Source organism: Ruegeria sp. CE8 (assembly GCF_056537465.1).
On record NZ_JBQFRP010000012.1, the window covers coordinates 155,252 to 172,641 of the forward strand.

The 17,390-nt window shown below is 52.0% G+C and carries 19 protein-coding genes; 17 read left to right on the forward strand and 2 right to left on the reverse strand.

Annotation, left to right across the window (positions count from 1 at the left end; translation table 11 throughout):
• Positions 1-23 precede the first annotated feature (23 nt).
• Genes ACR0AA_RS18510 through ACR0AA_RS18520 form a run of 3 tightly spaced genes read left to right on the forward strand, consistent with a single transcriptional unit; the run spans position 24 to position 4,840 of the window.
• Entirely contained in the window at positions 24-1,019 is a 996-nt protein-coding gene (locus tag ACR0AA_RS18510) for an HlyD family secretion protein (protein WP_170575335.1), read from the forward strand.
• Entirely contained in the window at positions 1,016-3,715 is a 2,700-nt protein-coding gene (gene rbbA / locus ACR0AA_RS18515; protein ID WP_480665977.1) for a ribosome-associated ATPase/putative transporter RbbA, read from the forward strand. The genes ACR0AA_RS18510 and rbbA overlap by 4 nt, the downstream gene beginning before the upstream one ends.
• Positions 3,716-4,840, forward strand: a complete 1,125-nt coding sequence (locus ACR0AA_RS18520) for an ABC transporter permease (RefSeq protein ID WP_480665978.1) — start codon at positions 3,716-3,718, stop codon at positions 4,838-4,840. It abuts the gene before it with no gap.
• Positions 4,841-5,666: 826 nt separating this feature from the next.
• Here the strand turns inward: ACR0AA_RS18520 and ACR0AA_RS18525 are convergent.
• Positions 5,667-7,001 carry a tetratricopeptide repeat protein gene (locus tag ACR0AA_RS18525; RefSeq protein WP_480756660.1) on the reverse strand — a complete coding sequence of 445 codons (1,335 nt, stop codon included), beginning with the start codon at positions 6,999-7,001 and terminating at the stop codon, positions 5,667-5,669.
• 99 nt (positions 7,002-7,100) lie between these two features.
• Between ACR0AA_RS18525 and ACR0AA_RS18530 the strand changes: the two genes are divergently transcribed.
• The 4 genes from ACR0AA_RS18530 (at position 7,101) to ACR0AA_RS18545 (ending at position 10,769) form a co-directional block, all read left to right on the forward strand.
• Positions 7,101-7,319 carry a hypothetical protein gene (locus ACR0AA_RS18530; RefSeq protein ID WP_480756662.1) on the forward strand — a complete coding sequence of 73 codons (219 nt, stop codon included), beginning with the start codon at positions 7,101-7,103 and terminating at the stop codon, positions 7,317-7,319.
• Between the two features lie 25 nt (positions 7,320-7,344).
• Positions 7,345-8,811 (forward strand): guanitoxin biosynthesis MBL fold metallo-hydrolase GntH, encoded by a 1,467-nt coding sequence (gene gntH, locus ACR0AA_RS18535; RefSeq protein ID WP_480665981.1) that lies wholly within the window; start codon positions 7,345-7,347, stop codon positions 8,809-8,811.
• A gap of 14 nt (positions 8,812-8,825) precedes the next feature.
• The gene (locus ACR0AA_RS18540) at positions 8,826-9,806 is read left to right on the forward strand and encodes a CobW family GTP-binding protein (protein ID WP_480665982.1); all 981 of its coding nucleotides are present in this window, start codon (positions 8,826-8,828) and stop codon (positions 9,804-9,806) included.
• 165 nt (positions 9,807-9,971) lie between these two features.
• On the forward strand, positions 9,972-10,769 hold the full coding sequence (locus ACR0AA_RS18545; protein WP_480756666.1) for a transporter family protein: 798 nt from the start codon (positions 9,972-9,974) through the stop codon (positions 10,767-10,769).
• A gap of 98 nt (positions 10,770-10,867) precedes the next feature.
• Here ACR0AA_RS18545 and ACR0AA_RS18550 read toward each other — a convergent pair whose 3' ends face one another.
• Complete coding sequence (locus ACR0AA_RS18550) at positions 10,868-11,056, reverse strand: hypothetical protein (protein WP_480665991.1); 189 nt, start codon at positions 11,054-11,056, stop codon at positions 10,868-10,870.
• Between ACR0AA_RS18550 and ACR0AA_RS18555 the strand changes: the two genes are divergently transcribed.
• The 10 genes from ACR0AA_RS18555 (at position 10,988) to ACR0AA_RS18600 (ending at position 17,256) form a co-directional block, all read left to right on the forward strand.
• A complete protein-coding gene (locus tag ACR0AA_RS18555) occupies positions 10,988-11,218 on the forward strand; it encodes a zinc-binding dehydrogenase (RefSeq protein WP_480665984.1) in 231 nt (76 codons plus the stop codon). The two genes, ACR0AA_RS18550 and ACR0AA_RS18555, sit on opposite strands and share 69 nt — an antisense overlap.
• Positions 11,219-11,599: a VOC family protein gene (locus ACR0AA_RS18560; protein WP_480665985.1), complete on the forward strand. Its 381-nt coding sequence runs from the start codon at positions 11,219-11,221 to the stop codon at positions 11,597-11,599. It begins immediately after the preceding gene.
• A gap of 144 nt (positions 11,600-11,743) precedes the next feature.
• Positions 11,744-12,127 (forward strand): nuclear transport factor 2 family protein, encoded by a 384-nt coding sequence (locus tag ACR0AA_RS18565; RefSeq protein ID WP_480665990.1) that lies wholly within the window; start codon positions 11,744-11,746, stop codon positions 12,125-12,127.
• A 136-nt stretch (positions 12,128-12,263) separates the two neighbouring features.
• The gene (locus tag ACR0AA_RS18570; RefSeq protein ID WP_480665986.1) at positions 12,264-12,767 is read left to right on the forward strand and encodes an aggregation factor core; all 504 of its coding nucleotides are present in this window, start codon (positions 12,264-12,266) and stop codon (positions 12,765-12,767) included.
• 13 nt (positions 12,768-12,780) lie between these two features.
• The gene (locus ACR0AA_RS18575) at positions 12,781-13,233 is read left to right on the forward strand and encodes a TspO/MBR family protein (protein ID WP_480756669.1); all 453 of its coding nucleotides are present in this window, start codon (positions 12,781-12,783) and stop codon (positions 13,231-13,233) included.
• A gap of 65 nt (positions 13,234-13,298) precedes the next feature.
• Positions 13,299-13,799, forward strand: a complete 501-nt coding sequence (locus ACR0AA_RS18580) for a CIA30 family protein (protein WP_480665988.1) — start codon at positions 13,299-13,301, stop codon at positions 13,797-13,799.
• A gap of 262 nt (positions 13,800-14,061) precedes the next feature.
• Positions 14,062-14,646, forward strand: coding sequence for a hypothetical protein (locus tag ACR0AA_RS18585; RefSeq protein WP_480756671.1), 585 nt, complete (start codon positions 14,062-14,064; stop codon positions 14,644-14,646).
• A 730-nt stretch (positions 14,647-15,376) separates the two neighbouring features.
• Positions 15,377-15,892 (forward strand): DUF805 domain-containing protein, encoded by a 516-nt coding sequence (locus ACR0AA_RS18590; RefSeq protein ID WP_480756648.1) that lies wholly within the window; start codon positions 15,377-15,379, stop codon positions 15,890-15,892.
• Between the two features lie 73 nt (positions 15,893-15,965).
• Complete coding sequence (locus ACR0AA_RS18595; protein WP_480756673.1) at positions 15,966-16,736, forward strand: hypothetical protein; 771 nt, start codon at positions 15,966-15,968, stop codon at positions 16,734-16,736.
• On the forward strand, positions 16,720-17,256 hold the full coding sequence (locus tag ACR0AA_RS18600) for a hypothetical protein (protein WP_480666302.1): 537 nt from the start codon (positions 16,720-16,722) through the stop codon (positions 17,254-17,256). The genes ACR0AA_RS18595 and ACR0AA_RS18600 overlap by 17 nt, the downstream gene beginning before the upstream one ends.
• The last annotated feature ends 134 nt before the right edge of the window (positions 17,257-17,390 follow it).

Genomic DNA, 17,390 nt, shown 5'->3' on the forward strand with positions numbered 1-17,390 from the left:
AACCCCGTTTCAGGTGAAACGCTATGACCAAAAACCTATCGGTTTTTCTTATTTTGGCTGGTTTAGTAATTGCTGGTGCGTTGCTGTATGTCGTTGTTGCCGAGGATGGCGATGAATTGCCGGTCGGATTTGTGCAAGGAAACGGGCGGGTTGAAGCGGAACAAGTCGAAATAGCACCAACTAATGCAGGTCGGGTTGCGAAGGTAACGGCAACAGAGGGCAGTATGGTTGCAGCCGGTCAAATCCTGGCCGAAATGGACATAGATGAGCTATCTGCCGCCCTGGACCGGGCTAGAGCCGAGGTAGCCTTGGCAAATCAGACAAGGGCCGAAGCAGAAGCGCTCGTTGTGCAACGCGAAAGCGAACAGCGCAGGGCCGAGCAAGAGCTTGATCGTGCCACGGCGTTGCTGGCAGGACAAAACATCTCCAAAACTATTTTTGAAGATCGCGATACCACTCATAAGGTTGCTACAGCAGTATTGGGCGCCGCCAAAGCCCGAGTTGCAACCGCGGAAAGCCGTATTGCTGCCGCTGAGGCGGAAGCTCGCAGGATTGAGGCACAGATTGAAGACAGCGCTCTAGTGGCACCTTTGCCCGGACGCGTGCTTTACCGGCTTGCAGAACCCGGAGAGGTGGTTGGCGCGGGCGAACCAATCCTGACTATTCTTGGCCTTGAGAATGTTTACATGGAAGTTTTTCTTCCGGCGCGTGAAGCCGGACTTTTGCCCATTGGAGCTGAGGCTCGCATCGTGCTCGACGCTTTGCCGGAATATGCGATACCTGCATACGTGAGCTTTGTTTCTCCCGAGGCACAATTCACCCCCAAACAGGTCGAAACCCTGGATGAGCGAGAGCAACTGGTTTTTCGCGTTCGCGTCCGTATCCCAATAGACTTGGTTGAAAGTCGGATTGAGCACGTCAAAACCGGTCTGCGCGGTGTCGCGGTGATCCGGCTAAACCCAGCCGCTGCTTGGCCTGAGGCGCTTGAACAACGCATCCCAGAAGAGTTGTTCGAATGAGAGTAGAGGATGACGCCTGCGATATTCACATTTCAGGTGTTACGCACCATTATCGCAAGCATGTCGCATTGGATTCTGTTTCGTTAGAACTGCCAGGCGGCCAGCTTGTTGGCTTTATCGGGCCGGATGGGGTGGGAAAGTCTACACTGCTTGGTTTGATCACCGGCGCAAAGAAACTGCAATCCGGCAATATCGACGTTTTAGGCGGCCCGATTGGCGATTCTGGTCATCGACACAGCATTTGCCCAGCCATCGCGTTCATGCCGCAAGGGCTGGGTCGAAACCTGTATCCGGAGCTGTCTGTACGCGAGAACCTTGAGTTCTTCTCAGGTCTCTTTGCTCAAGGGCATTCAGAGCGGGATGATCGTATCGCAGCGCTATTGGCTGCGACAGGGCTTGCGCAGTTTGAAGACCGTCTGATGGGCAAGCTCTCGGGTGGGATGAAACAAAAACTAGGTCTTTGCTGTGCGTTAATCCATGACCCCAAACTTTTGGTTTTGGATGAGCCAACGACCGGGGTCGACCCGTTGTCGCGTCGGCAGTTCTGGGCTTTGATTGATGCAATCCGAGCAAAAAGCCCCGAACTGTCGGTATTGGTTTCAACGGCGTATATGGAAGAAGCCGACGGTTTTGAACGAATTGTCGCGATGGACGCGGGTCAAGTCATCTTTCATGGGAAGCCCGCCGAATTGAAAGGGAGTGATGTCGACCTCGAAATTGCATATCGGCGTCTGAGAGCACGGGAGTTGCCTGTCGAACCGGCGGGGAAAAACAAAACGAATGGGAAGATCGAAGCAAGCCCAGTGATAGTTGCGCGTGGACTGACACGACGCTTTGGTGATTTCACGGCCGTAGACAACGTCGACTTCACAATCAATCGCGGAGAGATATTCGGGTTTCTAGGATCAAACGGTTGCGGCAAGTCCACGACAATGAAGATGTTGACTGGCTTGTTACCATCCAGCTCAGGTGAAGCACTGCTGTTTGGCAACCCTGTCGATGCATATGACCGAAAAATGAGGCGTGAAATAGGCTACATGAGCCAGGCCTTTTCCTTGTATGGCGAGTTGTCGGTCCATCAGAACCTACAATTGCACGCGCGGATATTTGCAATTGCCGACCGAGAACAACGTGTTTCGGAACTCACTGAGCGCTTTGGGCTCGAGGAGCACCGTCATACCTTGGCGACGGCACTGCCCCTGGGGATCAAACAGCGACTGTCGCTAGCCGTAGCTGTGATCCACCGTCCGCGAGTGCTAATACTCGACGAACCAACATCCGGTGTGGATCCAGAGGCGCGCGATTCCTTCTGGGACTTGCTGATTGAGCTCTCTCGAACCGAGTCGGTTACGATCTTTGTGTCCACTCATTTCATGGGTGAGGCGGAACGCTGTGATCGCGTTTCTTTTATGCATGCTGGTAGAGTTCTAGCCGAAGGTACTCCGGCTGAACTAATCGCTGTTGAAGGGGCGGAAAACCTTGAAGGCGCCTTCATTTCGATATTGGAAGCAGCAGAAAAACCGGTCTCTGTTGTCGCGCCAGAGGTGGGTTTTAGGACCAAATCCCACGCCGGGGGAGGAGCGTTTTCTCGTGTCTTGGCATATGCGCGGCGCGAAACCGTTGAAGTAGCTCGCGACCCGGTGCGTCTGGCTTTCGCGTTTCTGGGTTCTGCTATCCTAATGTTGGTTTTTTGCTTTGGAATTACGCTGGATGTCGATGAGCTTGAATTCGCGGTACTTGACCTGTCTCAGGGGCCGGAGAGTCGTGCTTATTCGGCTGAATTCGCCGGATCGTCCTATTTTAAAGCCACATCGCCGCTGCAAAGCGCCAGCGAAGGGCGCGACCGTCTAGTAGCAGGTGAGGTCTCTCTGGTTGTTGAGTTGCCACCTGACTTTGACCGAAAGATGAGTACGGGTGAACCGACCCAGATACTTGCGACTGTGGACGGTGCTATCCCATTTAAGGGTGAGACGGTTGAAGGCTATGTTTCCGGATTGCACCAATCATTTCTCGCGGAATATACCCTTAACAACGGCAAAAGCCAGATAGATATCGCCAGGATCGAACCCCGGTTTCGCTACAATCAGAGCTTTGAAAGCATCGCCGCGATGGCTCCGGCAATGCCTGCTATCTTACTGATTATGCTGCCAGCTGTTTTGACTGCCGTAAGCGTAGCAAGGGAACGAGAGCTGGGGTCAGTTGTCAATTTCTACGTGACACCAACCACGCGGCTTGAATTTCTAGTCGGAAAACAAATTCCGTACATATTGATCGCCTACGCAAATTTTCTGCTTTTGGCCGGAATGACCGTTTTTCTTTTTGGGGTGCCGTTAAAAGGAAATCCTTTCCCTTTGGCTGTTGGTGCCCTTCTTTACGTTTGGGCAACAACATCCTACGGGTTATTGATCGCTACAATGACATCCAGTCAGGTGGCCGCCACATTTGCAACTGCCATCGCCTCAGTTGTCCCAACAATCCAGTTCTCAGGCCTGTTGCAACCTGTTTCAACGCTTGAAGGAGGCGCACAAGTGGTGGGCTCACTTTGGCCTTCCTCATATTTCCTACACCTAAACGTCGGTGCCTTCACTAAAGGTTTGGGTTGGGAGGCCCTTGCGCCGGACATTCTGGCCCTCGCCTGCTTCGGACCAGTTCTGACGCTGATCGCAGCCCTATGTCTTCGAGCGCAGGAGAAGTGAATGCAGCGCTTGTACTGCATATTCTGGCTAGGCTTGAAGGAAGTGATGAGCCTGCGCCGTGATTGGGTGATGATGGCATTGTTGGTTTGGTCTTTCACGCTGGCCCCGATCATGGAAGCAACCGGAGTGGCAAGTTCTGTAAACAATGCCTCGATAGCGTTTGCGGATGAAGACGACTCGCCGCTTTCTCGAGCACTTGCCACAGCGTTTTTCCCACCAGAGTTCCAACCGGTCGTCCAAATCGAACCCGGAAAAGGACCTGCCTACATGGACGCTGGGCGCTTTATTTTCGTTGTGGCTGTGCCCCCTGGATTCGAGAAGGACCTGCGCGCGGGGCGCAGTCCGGAGATTCAAGTTCTTATTGACGCAACCGCTATGGAACAGGCCGGAATTGGTGCAAACTACATCACCAGTATCTTGAGCGCTGAAATACATCGCTATGCAATTGGTATCGATCTAGTAGATGCTCCCTCAATCAGTGTCATTCTTAGAAGCGCCTTCAACCCAAATAGAGATACTGTGCGTTTTGCTGGTATCGTTGCTTTGATCGGCCAGATCATGTGGCTCACAACTATATTGACCGGAGCGGCAATGATTAGAGAACGAGAGCACGGGACTATTGAACATCTCCTTGCCATGCCTCTTGCTCCATTTGACATTGCCATTGCCAAAATTTGGGCGAATGCAGCAGTGGTTTTGGTCGCGGCTGGTCTTTCACTAACCTTTGTGATGCAGGGTTCTCTGGGTATTAGTATCGCTGGATCCAAGATGTTGTTTTTGGTTGGCACGGCGTTGTTTCTTTTTACTGCGACGGCGCTTGGGGTGTTTCTAGCAACCATTGCACGCTCAATGGCGCAGTTCGCGCTTCTGGTCATGTTGATTGTGCTGCCAATGCTAATGCTTTCAGGTGGAGAGACCCCAATTGAAGGGCAGCCGGCGTGGTTGCAGGCAGGTACTTTGGTTCTGCCGTCACGCCACTACATGTCAGCAAGTCAGGCTATTGTTTTCAAAGGCGCTGGTATTGAGATTGTCTGGCCGGAATTCGTTTGGATGACGTTGTTGGGAATTGCTTTGTTACTAATGAGCCTACGGCTTTTTCGGCGTTCTCTTGCTCAGATCAGCTAGCAATCCAACTTGTTGGCTGTGACAGATTGGAGCGCTAGCTGATCTGCCTCTGAAGAAAGTTTGGAAATGCGCGTCCCTACAATCTTTTTGTGTCGCCAAAGTACTAGTTGGCTGCCTGCGAGAAGGCCGACCTGGCCGCACTACGTTGAAAGGCATCTACCACAACCTTGCAATTGAGGTGCGTTGTTCGGCCTTGGGTTGAATTATTCCAGCCAAAAATGCACTTTAGATTGAGTTTTGATGCGTTCAAGTTGATCGAGCTACGCTAAGTCAATCGACAATGGAGCGCGTATGGTGAACAGTGCAAACTTATGAGCAAATCGTGCAAACTTATGCGCAATTGCTGTGCAAAATTATGGGCGACGACACCCAGATATTTCTGAATAAACTCAATGATAGGAATGCAGCGTTATGCGCGTACCTACATCTTTGTAGGATTCCCCATAGCACTGCGGATACCCCATAGTTTTGCGGTATCCGCCCATAGTTCTGCGGTCTGCGTTTTGAGTCCTTGTTGGTTTTCGGTCATGATGCCCCGCCGGCAGTTGCGGGGCATTTTCTTGTAGGCAGTCTATTCAGCAAGCCCGGTCGCGCCCGGAATCAGTAAACCTGCCAGGCAGAAAGCGTGGGAAGCTTCATAAAACGTTTGCCATGGCAGCCCGGCTCCCAGGGTACGGGGCCAGCGTTGATTGGTTTCATATCTGGGACATCGAAACTGGCGACGGCATTCTGGATTCTCGCGCTACTTTTGGTATCAGTTCCGATTTTCGCAAGTCTGGTGGCAAATGTCTGAACTTAAAATAGGCAATAGCCGCAATAGGTTTCGTCAGTATCTACTCAGCGTCTCCAGAATTATTTTCCGCGTATCGACGTCGTTGCGAAAAATCCTGTCGGCGAGAAACTCGGACGGAAACTCGGGCCATGTCTTTTTCATTTCAGTAACAAGACGTTGTGCTTCTTCTGAATTTCTCAACTGATCGTGCGCAACGGCCTGGAATAAAAGCGAAGGAGCACTGACAGGCGCTCCGGCAGCTGGTGCGCCCTGAAAGGCTTCAACAACATTTTCGTAGTTCCCGAGCATGAGTTGAGAAACACCCCAGATGTTTCTCGCACCAAACCTACCAGATCCTGATTTGGGTCTCTCCGGGTTGCTAACCTCGGCAGCAAGTTCCGGGGCGTTAGCCAAGATGGCGGTGATACCTGCAAGGTCGAGAATATGGCCATCATTCGGCGCTAGTTCGACCGACATCCTTGCGTATTTCAATGCCTCGTTTGGCTGGTCTTTGACAGCCAGCACCCAACCATTTGCGCCATTTGCCCACGCATTAGCAGGGGACAACTCTAGCGCTTTTCCAGACATTTCTGAGGCTTGGTTGAAAAAATCATCCCTTTGTGCTTCATCCGGCGACAACACCGCCAGGATCGCCAGGACCTGCGCTGATCCGGCATAACCGTCAGACAGGGCCGGGTCGAGTTCCATCGCGTGCTGGAACATTCCCAGTGCTATTTTCTGACGTTTGACATCAAAAACGGGAAAAAACATGCCTCGGGCTTGGTCCGCAAGGTTGGCCGCCTGGAGTCTTGTCAACGAATGCTCTCCCAGTGCTGCACGTTCTGCTTTCTCGATGGATTGAGTCGTTGGCACAACCTCCCTGTTATCCTGGCTCATCCAGATGCCAAGCGCAGCGACTAATGCAAGAACAACCAGTCCAGCAGGCAGCAGTTGCCGCGAACGCCAACGGCCAACTGGATTGTCGACCTTCAGTGCACTTGATGTGCGGTCTTCGATTGTAGGTTCGTATGAAAACCGCGGCTTGTATCCGCCGGGGTCAACAAAAATGCGAACTCCATTGCCGTCCCAGTGATCTTCGTAGAACCGATGCAAAAGACGACGCAGTCGCCTAGCCTCAACGCGAACCAGGTTTTGACCACCAGTACCGTCTATGCGCCGCCCATAGACCTCAACAGCGATAGCTTTGCCTCGAATCTGAGCGCTTCGACCAGACAGAGATTCTTCGACGATATAGGTGAGAAATTGCGTGAGTCGGGGTGAAGCTTTAAACCCGTCGCTTGATACAATTCGACTCAGAGCCTCCCGGATGAGCTCCGGAGAAGGCCGTTCAACATGTTGATTTATTAGCAAATCGTTGGATTTGTTCAATGTCAACTCACCCCCAACTCACGGTGACTCACTTGGCCTTTGCGGTCAACCGCACTCATCTTGATTTGAGAATAGATAGTGGGCGTCGGGATTTTTCCATTGACGGTGGACCTGATTGAAGAAATTCGAGAACTTTCCGATGTGCTGTCGAGGCGCATCGAAACGGACGCGCTACTCGGCGAGGTCATCGAAGACCTGAAGAAAGCATCTACGTTTTCGAAAGACGCATCGATCATGGCCTCAGAGCGCGCCGAATGGGCCCACATCAAATCTGAACTCATCAACGAGCTTCGCCGGATGTTGAAGCGCAACCTGTGAGATACTTCTAACTGAGGGCCAATCCATGACCAAGGAAGACAATAGAAAAGACCAGGACGACAAACAGGTTCAGACGAAAGACCAAATTGAAGACCCATCGCGGCGGAGTGTTCTAAAGGGCTTGGCCACTGGAGCGGCTGCAACGGGGGCAGCTGGGTTTGCGGCAGGAAGTGCCGAGGCGCACCAAGTTGACGGCCCACTCGGTGAATCTCTTAAGAATCCGTACGGTGGTCGGCCCGCAGGGGGCATCTCTCTGCCAGAGTATTTCCGCCCGACGAAGTACATGACCGGTTCTAACGCAAACTATTTTCCACTCAGTGAAGAGTTGGGGCCAGATGAGATGCGAATCTCATTCTGTGGCTCAACGCCATATCCGCCGCGCGAAGATCAGGCGGGCACCTGTATTATGGTCGAGCTGGGTAACGGAAAAAGGTTCTTCTTCGATTTTGGATCCGGTTGTGTACGCAATATCATTGCCATGCAAGTGCCGGGGCAGCTGATCAACGACATCTTCATCTCTCACCTGCATGTCGACCACTATGCCGATATTCCCTATATTTACCCATTCCGTGCCTGGTCGGGTGGTTACACGCCACTACGCATCCATGGTCCCTCTGGTCGGACACCCGAACTTGGCACAGCCGGAATGGTGAAAGGCATGCAACAGATGCTCAAATGGCATCTGGAGGCCTTTGATGTGTTTCCGATTGGGGACGGCTACGAGATCGAAGTCAATGAATTCGACTTCCGTCAGGAAGGCGGCATCGTTTATGACGAAGATGGCGTGACTGTTCGATCCTGGCCTCGTAGCCATGCCAAGGACGGGGCAGTTGGGTATCGGCTCGATTGGAATGGTCTGAGCTTTGTATGGACAGGCGATGGTCGCCCGGATGAACTATCACGGAAATACGGCGAAGGTGTTGATGTCTTTGTAACCGAAATGTCGGGACAGGATATTGGTCAGTTGATGACCTATAAATACGGTATCCCACAGGAATTGTTCAATTACACAATCGATACGCATCACACCTCTCACTATGCAGTGGGTAAGCTCTTTGCTGACGCAAGGCCGCGTTTGGGAATGGTGACACACTACACACAAGACGAAGACATCGACGCTGAAATGCTGGCGGGTATTCGCGCCCACTACGACGGTCTGTTCCAATGGGGTCTCGATGTGGCCGTCGTCAACGTAACTAAGGATGCGATTTGGTACAGGAAAGCCGCATTGCCCGGAAAGTCTGGCACTGTCCCGCCATTCCGTGAACTGGCTGCAGCAGCAGAGGCTGGGCGCATCGAGCTTCCAGAGGAAGTTACTTTGCCGAACCCAAGGCTCACCCGCGCAGATCAGCAAGACCAGAAGTATCGAGATATGGAGATCGATCCACGCGAGTATTACCCAACTGACGTTTTCCGAGCACCCGGCGGAGACTGGCCGCAGGACTTTACCATCAAAGTTTCGGATGTAATCGGCCCGCGTGATGAAGACTGAGAGGAGATCGAACAATGATTGAATTTGGTTCGACTTCTGCGATCCCCGTAACGATCCTTACCGGTTTTTTAGGCGCCGGTAAGACAACGCTTCTGAACCGCATCCTCACTGGCAATCACGGGTTGCGGGTTGCGGTTCTTGTAAATGACTTTGGATCCATAAACGTAGACGCCGACCTGGTGGTTGGCCTCGAAGATGACGTTATGAGCCTCGCGAATGGTTGCGTGTGCTGCTCGATACGAGATGACTTGATCGAAACGGTGGAAGCCGTTCTCGCCCGACCTGAGAAACCGGAATACATCGTCCTTGAAGCAAGTGGTGTGTCGGACCCATCGTCAATCGCGATGACGTTCACGGATCAACGGTTCCGGGACATGATCCGCTTAGACAGCCTCATGTGTCTTGTCGATGCGGAACAGTTATTTGCCGCGCCGGAACAAATGGAACTTAAGCTCCGTCAAATTGCATTTTCGGACATGGTAATTCTGAACAAGGTTGATCTTGTCGACAGGGCCACAATTCAGAAGGTGCACGATTGGCTCGGGTCTCGCTTCCGTCGATATCGTCTGGTCGAAGCTGTAAACGCAGACGTCCCACTCGACATACTTCTTTCTGTTGGTCGCTTTGCCGCCGAACAACTCGAAACGGAAATACCTGATCACCATGAACATGGACCAAATTGTGGTTGTCATCACTCTGATCACTCAGACAGCTTCTCAACAACTATGATGAAAGCTGAACGCCCAATAAGCCTGTCTTCCCTCCGGAGTGCAATTCGGAAGCTTCCGGGCGACGTTTATCGTCTCAAGGGTTTTGTTTTTAGCGAGGAGGATCCAGATCATCGCATTCTTGTTCAAGTGGTTGGAAAACGTATGGACATCGCACGGGATGGTGCTTGGGGTGACCGCAAACCCGAAACAAGGCTTGTCGCTATAGGCGCACCGGGGGCGCTCTCAGAGGATGTGCTTTCGGACACGCTTATGGAGACAGTCTGAAAGCCAGGTTCGATCAAGTATTTTGGCTATAAGTGAACCGTGCTGGATAATTTCATCCAGTTCGGCGGCGGCGGACTGTGAGTGAGCCATTGACGTCATTGCCAACCTGGCGATCTCAAGTGCAAGCTACCCATGAGAAAACGGCCGGCTGAAAGGAGACCGCCTATGAACCTAAGGTTGCTATGCTGCTCCATACTTGCCGGGATTGGTGCCCTTTCTTGTACTGCGTGGGCAGAGTCCCAGGAAGAAGAACTAGCAAAGCAACTTGCTAACCCAGTGGCCGCTCTCATTAGTGTGCCATTCCAGCTGAACTATGATCAGAATTTGGGTGCCGACAGAAATGGTTCGCGTTGGATATTAAACGTGCAACCGGTTGTTCCATTTGATCTTGCGGACGATTGGAACCTCATATCCCGAACAATTCTTCCAATTGCCTCCATAGATGGTGGCCTACCGGGTTCTGGATCTGAGACTGGGCTAGGAGATACTGTTCAAAGCTTATTTCTTTCGCCCAAAAAACCAAGTTCGGGCGGTTGGATCTGGGGGGCTGGACCCGTTTTTCTGCTGCCGACGTCGACAGATAACAGCTTAGGTCTCGGAGAGTGGGGTGCTGGAGTTACCGGCGTGGCACTCAAACAGCAGGGTCCGTGGACATATGGTGGCCTGACAAATCACATCTGGGACATTGATGGTGATACTGACATCAACCAGACGTTCTTACAGCCATTTATTTCCTACACAAATTCGAATGCGTGGACGTTTACATTAAACACCGAGTCCACCTACGACTGGGAAAACGATCAATGGTCTGTGCCAATCAACGGCGTTGTCACCAGGGTTACCCAGATTGGAGATCAGCTTATCAGCGTAGGCGGAGGAATACGCTACTGGGCCGACGGCCCTGATACCGGGCCAAAAGGTTGGGGCGCGAGACTTGTGGCTACCTTTCTGTTTCCCAAATAGTTGAGCCATTCCTCGGAAAATATCGCTTACTGTGGTCTGCGTCAGAACTACTCCAAGAACCGCCGTTGCCTTTGAAATGATTTCTGACCCTCAACCTGTCACTCGGGCAGGCCGGCCAAGCGCAACCCCTCGAAATAGCGTTGCGTCTCTGGAGAATCTGCGTAGTTGGCCCGCTCGTGAATCCCGGTAATCGAGTCTTCGGGGACCAGGCACAGCAATTGAGCAATAGCAACGGTAGCGTCGTCTACACTCGGTCGCTTTTTGGAACTGGAGATATAAATCGCCAAAGCGAAATCCTGAATCAGGTCGCCGGGTTGATAGACGATGGAAAGATCATATCCACAGCGACCGATACACTTGGTACAATCAATGCTGCAAACTTAATGAAAGCGCATGCTATCCTTAAAAGTGGCAAGGCCAAAGGAAAGCTCGTGCTTGAGGGATTCTAGATGAGAATTGAGCGGCTGGATCATGTGAATATCGTGACGACTAGGTTGCCAGAGATGGTTACTTGGTACGAAGAGGTCCTGGGTTTGAAACCTGGGGCCCGCCCCGATTTTCCGTTCCCCGGAGCATGGTTGTATGCGGGTTATCACGCGGTGGTCCACCTTGTGGGTCATGAAGGAACGCCCAATGTCGGCTCCGAGGTGAAGCTCAAGCTCGAGCATTTTGCGCTCTCAGCCACTGGGTTGGGCGCATTCGAGGAAAAGCTGATCTCGAGTCAGATCCAGTATCGCAAAACTGACGTCCCAGGGGCTCGAATGGTCCAAATCCATGTGGCCGATCCTGATGGAAATCACATTCACATAGACTTTGAAGAAATCGAGTAAGGGACAAACACTCGAAATAGTCGGAACGCAAAACTAAGCTCGTAAATTCTTGCCGATTAGTGATCGAGATCACTACCGGGTTGCTTCCAAGAATTACGCGGACCGACATTTTTGGGCGGTACAAACGTCGAATTGGAGATCAGCATCCTGGACCTCGAAACCAACAAAAAAAATGTCATTGCTTTCTACGAAATGATGTTCAATGAGTGTCGGCCTGCGGAAGCCATAGCGACCTTTGTTGGTGAAACCTATACGCAGCACAACCCACATGTTGGCGACGGCAAGCAAGCCTTTGTCGAATATTTCGAACGGATGGCCGCCGAATATCCGGGAAAGCGTGTGGATATCAAACGTGCGTTTGCTGAATACGACCACGTTGTTCTGCATTGCCACCAAATCTGGCCCGATGGTCTCGAGTACGCAGGGATCGATATTTTTCGCCTGGATGTCGATGGGAAGATTGTCGAGCACTGGGACGTTCTTCAGGAGGTTCCGGCAAACAGCGAGAATGAAAACGGCATGTTTTGACTTAGCCGTTCTGATAGCGGTACATGGAATTTCGAAAGGTCCTGTCGGGTAAACCACGAAAGTCAAAGGGCATAAGTCTGATCCAAGAAACCCGCCGTAGCGTATCTATCAAGAACCCATTAGGAAGGAGATAAATATGCTCCCGAAGAGTATTTTAGCGGCGACTCTTGGATTATTTGCAGCCACTTCGCTTCAAGCTGGTGTTCAAATTCGCTTCGTAGAAGGCGCACCCAAGGACCGTTTTGTTCTGACAAATGTCGGAGCTTGCGAAGTACAAGCCTCGACCCTCAAAATTGACTTTTCGCAATCTGCTGGACGTCTGATTTTCGACGTTACCGAAAAGGGTGCCGGCGTGGAGGTATTCCAACCTCTCGAATTCGTTGAGGGTGCGGATGCTCTGCGTCAATTTCCTTCGGTCGTGGACGGGCAAAATTCAATAGAACTTGAGATCGCCTCCCTCGCAGCCGGGGACAAACTCGCCTTTAACATCGATGTAGATGACACTATCGGGCAACGCGAAATCACCGTAACGGGATCGGAGATCGAAGGGGCCACTGTATCATATACCGATGCGGATGAGACCAGTACGGCGACCTTCTCTTCCGAAGCACTTGTTAAAGTGACAACCAAGGACTGCTGAAAGCTATCCTACAATGTCGAATTGGTTGATCCGCATAGCTTTTCTTGCGCTCGTATTGGGAGGCGGCATCCTGATCGGGACACTGACCGCACCCGGTGATTGGTATGCGCAGCTATCTAAACCGGCTTTCAATCCACCAAATTTGATTTTTGGCCCGGTCTGGACGGTGCTTTATGTCTTGATCGCCATGGTAGGTTGGCGTCAGTTCGAAACAGACCGAAGCTCGACCGCCATGAAGCTGTGGAAGGCGCAGATGGGTCTGAACTTTTTGTGGTCCCCAACCTTTTTCGTAATGCAGCTGCCGTGGTTTGCCCTTGTGGTCATTGTCGCGTTGCTGATTGTGATTGTCTTGTTCATCGCGGAGGTCCGGTACACTGATCGAGTCTCAGCACTGGCCTTCTTGCCTTACTTGGCGTGGGTGGCTTTTGCCACGGCCTTGAACCTTTCTATCGCGATATTGAACTGAGAAAGAACGCAATGTTTGGAAACTTCGCTCGGCTTGTTTCAGGTCTTGTAATCATCGGATCTACAATGGCACAGGCTGATGAAAATCTTGCAGAAGACTTCTCCAAGTCTCCGGAGACGCGTTGGGACTACGTTGCCGACGCCGTCATGGGAGGAGTTTCTTCAGGGGAGGTGCAGTTTCGTTCGGAAGGTGATGATGCATTCGCTCGGTTGACCGGAACCGTCAGCACAGAAAACAACGGCGGCTTCATCCAGTTCCGACGCAAGTTGCCGGGCGGGCCAGATGCAAGTGTATCAGGCGTCAGGCTGCTGGTGCGGGGGAACGGTGAGCAATACTTCGTTCACCTTCGAACACGTGGCACGGTGCTACCGTGGCAATACTATCAGGCCGAGTTCGCAACTTCTGACGAATGGACCGAAGTCTATCTACCTCTGTCAGGCTTCAAGGCTTCAGGTGCCATGTTGCGCGCTATTCCCGATGCTGACAAAATCACTTCAGTTGGAGTTGTAGCCTACGGGCGCGATCACGAGGCCCGTGTAGATGTCAGTGAGATTGGTTTCTTCTGAAGGCCTCCCAAGAAAGGGCTGTGATATTCAGATAGGTCTGCTTGACACCGCTTGAGATCGAGTTGTGCCAATGCCTGAACGCGGATGTGCAGTTCCTTCATTTTGGGTGCTGAACCTGTCTTTTCTTAGCGAACGTTTGCAGCGTACGGCGTTCCGAAGAGGCAACTCCACAGGCAGTCTTCAGTTAAAAAACTTAGCCAAAGCAAAATACACTCAGCAAAAGACAACTCCCACATGAAGCTCATCTAAAGGAGTGAGTATCATGAAGGGGATTGTAGCTTTGGGCCTTGTTGCCCTGACCCTATCATTTTTTTTGGCACTGGTGCGTTCCCAAGATCACTTTTCCCATGTTTTCCTCCCTTTTGGTGAGAAAGAGTTCAGCCACCACTACTGGCGCAATCCGCGTCCCCATCTGCAAATCAAGACCAATGCTAACAGGTTGAGAACCGGTGCAATCGCCGCGAACCACGGTTTGGCCGACTCCGAGATCAAGTCCGTTACAAGTATCCAAGGTAGTCCCAACGGCAGAAGGAACACCCCGGACAAAGGGTCTCGTTCCTGCCCCAACCAGCCAAATGTGCCCGTTAAGAACGCAACCAACGCCAACAGGTACAGGATAGCGAATACGATGATGGTGGTTCTACAAACCAAGTCGAACTATCCGAAGAGCGAGCCAGTGCTGCGCAGCCGTTTCGGCTACGCAGAAGACAGGTCACAATGCGCCTTCGTCGCCCAGGAACTCGATACCAGCTGTTGCTCCATCACTGTAGGCAATACAATTCCAAGGAGCACGATCCTCACCAACGCCTACAGTGACTTGTGTTCCCGCCTCGCTAAACGCGGATGAGAGCACCACGACTTGCGAATTGTTCGTTGTGTTGGCTACATCTCGCAAACACGCCTGCTGAGCGGGTGTGAGTTCGGCGGACGCACTGGATGTACTCGTATCGTCGCAGGCCGCAAGCAGTGCGAAACAAGTTGCGCCCGCAACCATCACCATCTTGTTGGTCATTTTCTTCTCCCTCTGGGTTCGCTGAAATTAATCAAATTGGATGCGCTTGTTTGAAGCTCTCGTTTCTGGGCAGCCAATTGAACATACCTTGATCCTGTGACTACCATTCCCAAAACTTGCCGCGGGGGGCTTGGTCGGCGGAACGATTTGTCGTTGACTATCGGGGCCGACAATAACGTGTGAAGGCCGAATGACGTCACTAGCAAATGCTAGAGCAAACTCTGGACAGAGGGCGAGTACGTTTAGTCTGAGCATCGCGTCCTCCCAGCGCTCAATCATTGTAAAGTGCCTTCCGACCGCCAGCACTCACTCCAGCAGTCGGAAGGGCTCGGCACAGCGAGCAGCAACGACAATAACGGAGGTAAAATAAAGTTGTGTCGAATTCGCATGTTTGAATCTAATTTCTAATAAATCAATATTTTTTCCGCGCGTAAATTTCTCTACGCTCTCGTACGATAGGCCTCTGCGCTCAAACAAAAAGGTAAGAGGGAGCATCCTTAGGGGCGAGTGTGTTCCCCTGAACGGCGAAGCGATTTGAGGCCGCAAAGAAAGAATGGAGTGAAATATGGGATTTGGCGAAGCAGTTAAAACGTGTTTCTCGAAATACTTCCAGTTCTCCGGTCGGGCTTTACGCTCAGAATACTGGTGGTTCTTCTTGTTTGTGGTTGTCGCGAGCGCTGCTTTAGCTGTGCTGGATACGATCATATTCGGGACCAACCCCGAAACAGGGCAGGGATCTCGGGTTCTGTCCTCTGTTTTCCAACTGGCCGTTGTCATACCCATGCTGGCCGCCGGTTGGCGGAGGCTGCATGATACAGGACGACCTGGCTGGTATTTGCTGCTGCCGATGGCGCTCAGCATTACAACGCTTTTTGTTATGCTGGGTGGGGTGGCGTTCTTCTCGGTATTGGAGCAAGGGACCGAAAACCCCGATGCATTACGAGGACCCGCGGCAGTCTTGGGCGTAACCGGTATTGTTGTTGTCTCAATTCTTCAATTGGTTCTGTCTGTCCTGATGATCTGGTGGCTGACACGACCTTCCCAAGAAGGCGCAAACGAATACGGCGAACCTGTTTCTTGACCTGGCTGTCCGGGCAATTGGTTGGAATCTCCGCTGAACGACAGTGCGAACCGTAACTCCATGGAGAGAAAAAATGAGTTTCAAGACGATTTCCATTGGAACGCTAATGATGGCAATGGCAACTACAGCATCGGCGGAATGGTCGTTCAACTCCGGGCCTAATCCCAATGCATTTAATCAAACCGGAAACATGACGCTGGAACTTCAGTGTAAACGTATGCGCTTTGCTCCGGCTGGATATGAGGACAGCCAGGACATTGTGGACAAGCAGGGGCTCTCCATTCGTTTCTTGAAGAACGGCACCACCGAAGTTGGGGCATTTCAGGTTGGCGCAGAAAACGCTTCCTTGCAGATCGTCGACAATTATCCCGTCGAGGTCAGTTTCAATAGTCAGCAGGACTATGGTTTTGTACTAGACCAGCTCTCGGCCAATGCATCGGTAAACCTGTCGATGGTTGATCAAGATATCAGCTATGGAATCTTTGACTTGAAAGGTTCCGGCGCGGCAATTCGATCCCTTCGTTCCGCCTGCGCTTCAGATACTAGCCAGGGTGCTTCCTACGAAGCGCCCGAAGGCATCGTCTATTGTGGTGGCGGGGCGATAGAGCGCGTGATCGAACCTGTAATTTTGGAAAAACCGGAGGGAGAGTGGGACGCAAGAGTAACGGTTAACGGCGAGTCGATCAGAGCCATGACGGCCTACAGCTACTTCGGAAACTCTGAGCCGCCGGCCGGATTTGTCGTCGCCCTGCTTGGGGAAGACAGGTCCGAGTTTCTGATTTTTAGCGAAGGCTCGGTAAACTGGCTGGAATACGGGGACTACAGGTATGATCAGTGCAACTGATACCTCCTTCCAACCAGCTTTCCAAAAAGCGCGTCAGATGAAATGTTCGGTCGCCGGGATTATGCTTGCTTCGGGCCTTGTTTGGACCCCACCAGCTGTCGCGGCTGATGTTTCGCAACTTCCGCCCGGTTTGCAGACGAAGGTTGATCTGGCGGCACGAGCCTGCGCGGAGTTCAACGACGGTCAGTTTGACATAGCCTGGGGCGCGGTTGAAAGGGTCGATCTCGACGGAGATCTACAACGCGAATGGGTTTTGAATGAGTCTGGTTTTGCGTGTTCGAGCGCCGCATCTCTTTACTGCGGAACTGGCGGATGCATGTCGCACTTTTGGGTTGGCGAAGAGGTGCACTCCTTGCTCAACCAAGGCTGGACAGTCGTTGATTTTGGTCGTCGACGCGTTGTTGTCGCAGATATAAATGGCTCCTATTGCGACGAAATAAATCCGACGCCATGCGTCAGCGCCAGTGTTTGGGATAGCGAAGCCAACGCCTGGCGCTCGTCTGCTAGTTATTGGGAGTAAGTTGCATTTGGGCACCGCAGTTAAGCCTAAGAGCCTGTTTGTTCGACGGGTTCTCTGTAGCATGCAAACTTATGGGCAAATCGTGCAAAGTTTTGCGCAAATACCGCGCAGAATTATGGGCGAATTGCCAAGAT